The organism is Streptomyces sp. WELS2 (genome assembly GCF_013870595.1).
In the GTDB taxonomy this organism is placed as follows: Bacteria; Actinomycetota; Actinomycetes; order Streptomycetales; family Streptomycetaceae; genus Streptomyces.
In genome coordinates, this window is record NZ_JACBWZ010001300.1 from 1 (window position 1) to 1,194 (window position 1,194).

At 76.3% G+C, this 1,194-nt stretch carries 1 protein-coding gene; it reads right to left on the reverse strand.

All coding sequences use genetic code 11. The features are described 5' to 3' along the window. Positions 1 to 1,194: FtsX-like permease family protein (locus H5J33_RS35905; protein WP_181798827.1), on the reverse strand; the 1,194-nt coding region annotated here is incomplete at both ends.

Consider the following 1,194-nt stretch of genomic DNA (forward strand, 5'->3'; position numbering starts at 1 on the left):
CCCCGCGGCGAAGGCCGCGTACACCAGCGGGGGCACGTACGGGTCCTCGCCGGTCAGGCCGCGTGTCATCGGGATCAGGGTGGCCGCGGCGATGGCCGTGCCGAGGACGACGCCGGCCCCCGCCACCAGCACGCCCTCCCAGCGCAGCATGTCCATCACCTGGCGCCGGGTGGCGCCGACGAGACGGAGCACGCCGAGTTCGCGACGCCGGTCGAGGACGGTCATCACCAGGGTGTTGGCGGCGGCCACGGCGGCGAAGCCGCCCAGGACCGCGGCCATCGTGTAGTTGGCCCAGGCGTTCAGCTCGCGGTCGGCGCTCTGCTCGACCGCGTAACCGGACCCGTCGGTGACCTTTCCCAGCGGGGCGAGGTCCCGCGCGTGTCCGCCGCGCACCAGCAGCGTGCCGTCGAAGCCGGAGGAGACGTGGCCGGCCAGTGACGCGCGGTCCATGGTCACCGCCGGCAGGCCGAGCCCGCGGCCGTAGACGGCGACGACCTCGGGGCGGGCCCGGGTGCCGTCCGGGAGGTACACCGGCAGCCGGTCGCCGACCGTGACCCCGGCCGACGCGGCGAGCGTGGTGTCGACGGCGATCCGGCCCCCGCCGATCCGGTCCAGGCTGCCGTCGCGCACATCGAGGTCCTGCACCTCGGCGAGCCGCGCGCCGGAGCCGGAGACGCCCTGGGCCGCCGCGCCCTGCAGCCACCGGTCGCCGCCCGACCCGACGGGCACCAGTACCTGCGTGTCCAGCAGGCCCACGGCCGCCCGGACACCGGGAGCGCGGGCGGCGCGCTCGACGGAACCGGCGGACAGCCCGGCGGGATGGGTGACGACGAGGTCCGCGGTGATGCCGGCGCGCAACTGACTGTCGGCGACGTGGCTTTCGCTCGTGTGCAGGAAGGTGAGCGTCGAGGCGAAGGCCATGGCCAGCACGATCGGGGTGAGCGCGGAGGCCAGCCGGCGCGCGTTCGTACGGGAGTTGGCGGCCGCGAGCGAGGCCGCGGGACCCAGACCGCGCAGGAACGGCCCGCACACGGCCGCGCACAGCCGTGCCACCAGCGGGCCGAGCAACGCGACCGCGAGCATGAACAGCATGACGACGCCGAGGGCGGCGTCGGCCGCGTCCTCCCCGGCCGAACGGGCGGCGAGGACGGTGAGGAACCCGCCGCCGGCCAGCGCGCCCAGGCCCAGCGCGGT